The sequence below is a fragment of the Ralstonia sp. A12 genome (assembly GCF_000801955.1).
Classification (GTDB): Bacteria; Pseudomonadota; Gammaproteobacteria; order Burkholderiales; family Burkholderiaceae; genus Ralstonia.
In genome coordinates, this window is sequence record NZ_JSZO01000019.1 from 172,300 (window position 1) to 178,664 (window position 6,365).

Consider the following 6,365-nt stretch of genomic DNA (forward strand, 5'->3'; position numbering starts at 1 on the left):
CGCGCGTGCCGACGTACACACTGCGCGCGCCGGTTTCGGCTGAGCTGGATATCAAGAAAAGCCGCTTTATCGGATGGGCCGTGCCGGTCGAGGACCGGGCTGCCGCCATGGAGGTCGTCGCGCGCCTGCGTGCTGAACACCCGGCCGCCACGCATGTCTGCTGGGCGTTGCTGGCGGGCGGGCAATCTGGCATGTCCGATGATGGGGAACCCTCCGGCACTGCTGGCCGGCCGATCCTGGAAGTGCTGCGCCATCACGATCTGGACAGCACGCTGGGCGCCGTGGTGCGCTACTTCGGCGGCGTGAAGCTCGGCGCAGGCGGTCTCGTGCGCGCCTATACCGACGCCATCGCCACCGCGCTCATGCAGGCCGAACGTGTGGAGCGCATCGCCCGCACTACCCTCACTCTCGTCACCGATTACGCCGATGAGGCGCGCATCCGGCGGTGGATTGATGATGGCGGTTATGTGCTGGTCGATGCTGCCTACGATGTGGGCGTCACACTGACCGTGCGGTTGCCGGTGACGGACGAGGCGCAGGCGCGGGTCACGCTGCGGGATTTGACGCAGGGACGCGTGGTCATCGCGAGTTAGAAATCCAACTGCTCCGGAAGAATGCCCAATGCCCTGGCAATCTTCTCGCGGGATGACTTGCGCAACTTGTCGCTACTCTCCTGCTGTGCATAGGCGGGCTGCGAAATGCCCAGGCGTTTTGCGATCTCGGCCTGCGTCAGGTTCAAATGTTCGCGCCAGGCACGGACCGGCGACACGCCTTCGACTGTGCGCTCGATCACAGCGTGGGGAACCAGGTCCCGGGCTTCAGCGCGCTCCGCAAGGTAATCGGCATAAGAAATGACAACGAACGCCGGTGAGCCGTCCGGACCGTTGATGATCTGGATGTTAGTAGGTGCGTTCATCGCGCTTCCTCACTTCTTGAATTTCAACTACACGGATGTCGCCATCCCAGTCGAACAGCACACGGTAGTTGCCGACACGCAGTCGGAAACCATACTGGTGTTCGGCCAATGCCTTGACGTTCTGGCACGCCGGCATTGTGACAAGCCCGCCTACCGCTCGCACAATCACTTGCTGTTGTCGCCGATCCAGCTTCCGAAGCTGCTTGGCAGCTCGTGTTGTCCATTGGATCGCATTCATGATGCGATCGGACCATGGATTATAAGTTTATAATATATTCTATATGTTTTCATCGGCAGGGCTCACATGGCGTGCTAGCCCGCCATGATTCCCAGCTGCCCGGATAGCGTCGATCAGACTGCACCTTGACTTAACTGCTGCGCGACCAATACCCCGCCTGCGCATACACCGTTTTCAGGTGCTCAATAAAGAAGCGAATCTTCGCCGGCACCGGCCGCTGCTGCGGGTACACGGCGAGGATGTCGTAGTCAGGCAGCGCGTAATCATCCAGCACCGTCATCAGCGCGCCGGATTCCAGTTCGGGCTGAATCTCCCACGTTGAGCGCCAGCCCAGGCCCAGGCCCTCACCCATCCAGCGGTGCAGCAGTTCGCCGTCGTTGCAATCGAGGTTGCCGTTTACCTTCACGGTGACGGCCTTGCCGTTCTGCTGGAAGTACCAGCCGCGCTGCTGGCCGCCCTGCAGGTTGAAGGCGAGGCAGTTGTGGCGCTCCAGATCATCCAGCGTGCGCGGCACGCCGTGCTTGGCGAAATACGCCGGGGTGCCGCACACCACGCGCTTGTTCGACGCCAGGCGGATCGCCACGAAGTTCGGGTCAATCGCCCCGCCAATGCGGATGCCCACGTCGTAGCCCTCGCGCACTAGGTCGACCACGCGGTCGGTCAGATTGAATGAGCAGCGCACGTCTGGGTTGGCGCGCAGGAAGTCCGGCGCGTGCGGCGCGACGTGCTTGCGGCCGAACGCAGCCGGCGCGGAGACGATCAGGTGCCCCGTCGCCTTGTGGCGGCCTTCGGCCACCAGCAGCTCGGCGCGGTCCAATTCACCCAGTGCCTTCTTGCACTGTTCCATGAACACCGCGCCCTGCTCCGTCACGGCAATGCGGCGTGTGGACCGGTGCAGCAGCTTCACGCCCAGGCGGGCCTCCAGCGCGTTGATGCGCCGGCCGATCATGACGGGCGTCACGTCCTGCGTGAGCGCGGCGGCGGCCATGCTGCCGTGTTCCACCACGGCGATGAACGCCTCGATCTGCTTGAGCTTGTCCATTCCATCATTCCAGTTCGCAATGTCTGACCATTTTAGTGAGTATTCCGTACCTGGATTGCGACTTTCTGGCGCATATCACCTGTGACGAATGGCAAAAATGGCGACGGACGATGTGATCGATGCGCGCCCAATGCACGGGATTTTTGCGATGCAGCAAAATAGCCAGAAACGGCTTTATTGCAAGCCTTTCCGGCACCGTGATTGCCTCCGGATTGGTGCAGCACGCAAAATTATTCGATATACAGAGTTAGCAATCAACTGACCAAAGCTGCGTTTATCCATATCGGCATGCGGGAATAGGATCAGCTCAACCCTATTCCCACCTTCCCCTTCCTGGAGACACACCATGCCGAAGATGAGAGCGATTGACGCCGCAGTTGCGGTGCTTGAAAAAGAAGGCATCACCACCGCCTTCGGCGTGCCTGGTGCCGCCATCAACCCGTTGTACTCGGCCCTGCGCAAGGCGGGCAACATCAGCCACGTGCTGGCCCGCCACGTTGAAGGCGCCTCGCACATGGCCGAAGGCTACACCCGTGCCGAACCCGGCAACATTGGCGTGTGTATCGGCACCTCGGGCCCGGCAGGCACCGACATGATCACGGGCCTGTACTCGGCCTGGGCGGATTCGATTCCTATCCTCTGTATCACCGGTCAAGCGCCCCGCGCCCGCCTGTACAAGGAAGATTTCCAGGCTGTCGACATCGAGTCGATCGCCAAGCCGGTCACCAAGTGGGCCGTCACCGTGCGTGAGCCGGCCCTGGTGCCGCGCGTGTTCCAGCAAGCGTTCCACCTGATGCGCTCGGGCCGCCCGGGTCCGGTGCTGATCGACCTGCCGTTCGACGTGCAAGTCGCTGAAATCGAATTCGACATCGACACCTACAGCCCGATGCCGGTCTACAAGCCCGCGGCCACGCGTGCCCAGGCTGAGCGCGCCATCGAGATGCTGTGCGAAGCCGAGCGCCCGCTGCTGGTGTGCGGCGGCGGCGTGATCAACGCCGATGCGGACAAGCTGATGGTCGAGTTCGCCGAGCTGGTGAACGTGCCCGTGGTCCCGACCCTGATGGGCTGGGGCGTGCTGGCTGATGACCACCCGCTCAACGCTGGCATGGTCGGTCTGCAAACGTCGCACCGCTACGGCAACGCCACGCTGCTGGCGTCGGACTTCGTGTTCGGCATCGGCAACCGCTGGGCCAACCGCCACACGGGCAGCGTCGACGTCTACACCAAGGGCCGCAAGTTCATTCACGTCGATATCGAACCGACCCAGATCGGCCGCGTGTTCGGTCCGGACCTGGGCATCGTGTCGGACGCCAAGGCTGCGCTGGAGAAGTTCATTGAAGTCGCCCGCGAGCTGAAGGCTGCCGGCAAGCTGCCGTGCCGCAAGTCGTGGAACGCCGACGTGCAGAAGCGCAAGCGCACCATGCTGCGCCGTTCGGACTTCGACAACGTGCCTATCAAGCCGCAGCGCGTGTATCGCGAGATGAACCAGTACTTCCCGCGCGACGTGCGTTACGTGTCGACGATTGGTCTGTCGCAGATTGCGGCTGCGCAGTTCCTGTCGGTCAACGAGTCGCGTCACTGGATCAACTGCGGCCAAGCTGGCCCGCTGGGCTGGACGATTCCCGCCGCGATCGGCGTGAAGGTGGCTTCGCCGAACAGCGACGTGGTGGCCATTTCGGGTGACTACGACTTCCAGTTCATGATCGAAGAAATGGCGGTGGCCGCGCAGTTCAAGGTGCCGTACATCCACGTGGTCGTGAACAACTCGTACCTGGGTCTGATCCGTCAGGCACAGCGCAACTTCGACATGGACTACTGCGTCCAGCTCGCCTTCGACAACGTGAACTCGCCAGAACTGAACGGCTACGGTGTTGACCACGTGAAGGTTGTGGAAGGCCTGGGTTGCAAGGCGATCCGCGTGTTCAAGCCGGAAGACATCGAACCGGCCTTTGCACAGGCTCGCAAGCTGATGGCCGAGTTCTCGGTGCCGGTGATGGTGGAAGTGATCCTCGAGCGCGTGACCAACATCGCGATGGGCACGGAGATCGACAACGTGGTCGAGTTCGAAGAGATCCTCGACCTGGAAGACACCCTCACGGAAGCCGAAGGCGCCACCGCATAAGAACGACGCGAGGCGGCACGCCTCGCCCTCACCATCCGATAAGGAGAACCCAATGACAAAGCTGGCAGCCAACCTGACCATGCTCTTCAACGAGCAGGCCTTCCTCGACCGCTTTGAAGCCGCCGCGCGTGCGGGCTTCCGCGGCGTGGAGTTCCTGTTCCCCTACGCGTTCCACGCAGACCAGATTGCCGACAAGCTGAACAGCTACCAACTGGACCTGGTCCTGCACAACCTGCCGGCCGGTAACTGGGACGGCGGCGAGCGCGGCATCGCGATCCTGCCGGAGCGCGTGGGTGAGTTCCAGGAAGGCGTGGGCGAAGCCATCAAGTACGCCAAGGTGCTCGGCGTGAAGCAGCTCAACTGCCTGGTGGGCATTCGCCCCGAAGGCCTGAGCGAAGACGCTGCACGCAAGACGCTGGTGGACAACCTGAAGTTCGCGGCCAAGGCGCTGGCAGCCGAGAAGATCGATCTGCTGGTCGAGCCGATCAACACGTTCGACATTCCCGGCTTCTTCCTGAACCGCACGCAGCAGGCGCTGGACCTGATCAACGACGTGGACGCGTCCAACCTGTATGTGCAGTACGACATCTATCACATGCAGCGGATGGAAGGCGAAGTGGCGAGCACGCTCAAGCGCCATCTGGACAAGATCAAGCATGTGCAGCTGGCAGACAACCCAGGCCGCAACGAGCCGGGCACGGGCGAGATCAACTACCAGTTCCTGTTCCGTTGGCTGGACGAGATTGGCTACAAGGGCTGGGTTGGTTGTGAATACAAGCCCAAGGCTGGGACCGTTGAGGGTCTTGGCTGGCGTGCCGCTCATAACGTCGCCTGATTTTCTGTTCGCCTTGTGCCGGCGCGGTGGGTTCACACCCTGCCGGCACCACAAAGCGGCGTAGACCACCCGGGCCTGCCCCGCAAGTCACCAACACATTCAAGACCCAAGGAGATCCCTCACCATGGCAAATGCACTCAACCTCGGTTTCATCGGTCTCGGCATCATGGGCGCGCCCATGGCCGGCCACCTGCGCGCTGCTGGTCACACGCTGTTCGTGCACGACGTCAACCCGGCACCGGCCGCGTTGGTGGAAGCCGGCGTGACGGTCTGCACGAGCGCCGAGGAAGTTGCCAAGCGTGCCGACATCATCTTCGTCATGGTGCCGGACACCCCGCACGTTGAAGCCGTGCTGTTCAGCGAAAAGGGCGTCGCCAAGGCACTGAAGGACGCAGGCAAGGACGCTGCTGGCGGCAAGATCGTGGTCGACATGAGCTCGATCTCGCCGATCGCCACCAAGGACTTTGCTTCGCGCATCAACAAGACCGGCGCGCAGTACCTGGACGCGCCGGTGTCGGGTGGCGAAGTGGGTGCAAAGGCTGCCTCGCTGACGATCATGGTTGGCGGCGAGCAAGCTGCATTCGATCGCGTCCTGCCGCTGTTCCAACTGATGGGCAAGAACGTGACGCTGGTTGGCGGCAACGGCGACGGCCAGACCACCAAGGTGGCCAACCAGATCATCGTGGCGCTGAACATCCAGGCTGTGTCGGAAGCGCTGCTGTTTGCATCGAAGGCCGGTGCTGACCCCGCAAAGGTGCGTCAGGCGCTGATGGGCGGCTTCGCCAACTCGCGCATTCTGGAAGTGCACGGCGAGCGCATGGTCAAGCGTACGTTTGATCCGGGCTTCCGTATCGAACTGCACCAGAAGGATCTGAACCTGGCGCTGCAAGGTGCGAAGGCACTGGGCGTGGCACTGCCGAACACGGCTACTGCGCAAGAGCTGTTCAACACCTGCTCGGCCAACGGTCTGGGCAAGCAAGATCACTCGGCACTGTGCCGTGCGATCGAGATCATGTCGAACCACGACATCGCCTAAGTTGTGAATGCTGCCGTCGCCCCTGGTTGGCGGCAGTTTTGTTTGGGCTGGGCCTTTGTGGTGCATCCCTTGTTTCATCCCCTGCCGGGGCTGACTCACTTTCTTTGTCTTGCCAAAGAAAGTAAGCAAAGAAAGGCGCGCCTGAGATGGCGACCCATCCCTTGAATTTTCGTAAC

Annotated in this window: 7 protein-coding genes; 4 read left to right on the forward strand and 3 right to left on the reverse strand. The window is 62.0% G+C overall.

Annotation, left to right across the window (positions count from 1 at the left end):
• Nucleotides 1-5 precede the first annotated feature (5 nt).
• Nucleotides 6-593: an IMPACT family protein gene (locus PI87_RS20690; protein ID WP_039599595.1), complete on the forward strand. Its 588-nt coding sequence runs from the start codon at nt 6-8 to the stop codon at nt 591-593.
• On the opposite strand, the gene PI87_RS20695 is transcribed toward PI87_RS20690, so the two are convergent.
• The 3 genes from PI87_RS20695 to PI87_RS20705 form a co-directional block, all read right to left on the reverse strand.
• Complete coding sequence (locus PI87_RS20695) at nt 590-916, reverse strand: helix-turn-helix domain-containing protein (RefSeq protein ID WP_039599596.1); 327 nt, start codon at nt 914-916, stop codon at nt 590-592. The two genes, PI87_RS20690 and PI87_RS20695, sit on opposite strands and share 4 nt — an antisense overlap.
• Nucleotides 900-1,154, reverse strand: coding sequence for a type II toxin-antitoxin system RelE family toxin (locus PI87_RS20700; protein ID WP_039599597.1), 255 nt, complete (start codon nt 1,152-1,154; stop codon nt 900-902). The genes PI87_RS20695 and PI87_RS20700 overlap by 17 nt, the downstream gene beginning before the upstream one ends.
• Before the next feature lie 130 nt (nt 1,155-1,284).
• Complete coding sequence (locus PI87_RS20705; RefSeq protein WP_039599598.1) at nt 1,285-2,196, reverse strand: LysR family transcriptional regulator; 912 nt, start codon at nt 2,194-2,196, stop codon at nt 1,285-1,287.
• A gap of 346 nt (nt 2,197-2,542) precedes the next feature.
• Between PI87_RS20705 and gcl the strand changes: the two genes are divergently transcribed.
• The 3 genes from gcl to glxR all read left to right on the forward strand — a co-directional run bounded on the left by gcl (nt 2,543) and on the right by glxR (nt 6,189).
• Entirely contained in the window at nt 2,543-4,318 is a 1,776-nt protein-coding gene (gene gcl, locus PI87_RS20710) for a glyoxylate carboligase (protein WP_039599599.1), read from the forward strand.
• A gap of 52 nt (nt 4,319-4,370) precedes the next feature.
• Entirely contained in the window at nt 4,371-5,153 is a 783-nt protein-coding gene (gene hyi, locus PI87_RS20715; RefSeq protein WP_039599600.1) for a hydroxypyruvate isomerase, read from the forward strand.
• A 124-nt stretch (nt 5,154-5,277) separates the two neighbouring features.
• Nucleotides 5,278-6,189, forward strand: coding sequence for a 2-hydroxy-3-oxopropionate reductase (gene glxR / locus PI87_RS20720; RefSeq protein WP_039599601.1), 912 nt, complete (start codon nt 5,278-5,280; stop codon nt 6,187-6,189).
• The last annotated feature ends 176 nt before the right edge of the window (nt 6,190-6,365 follow it).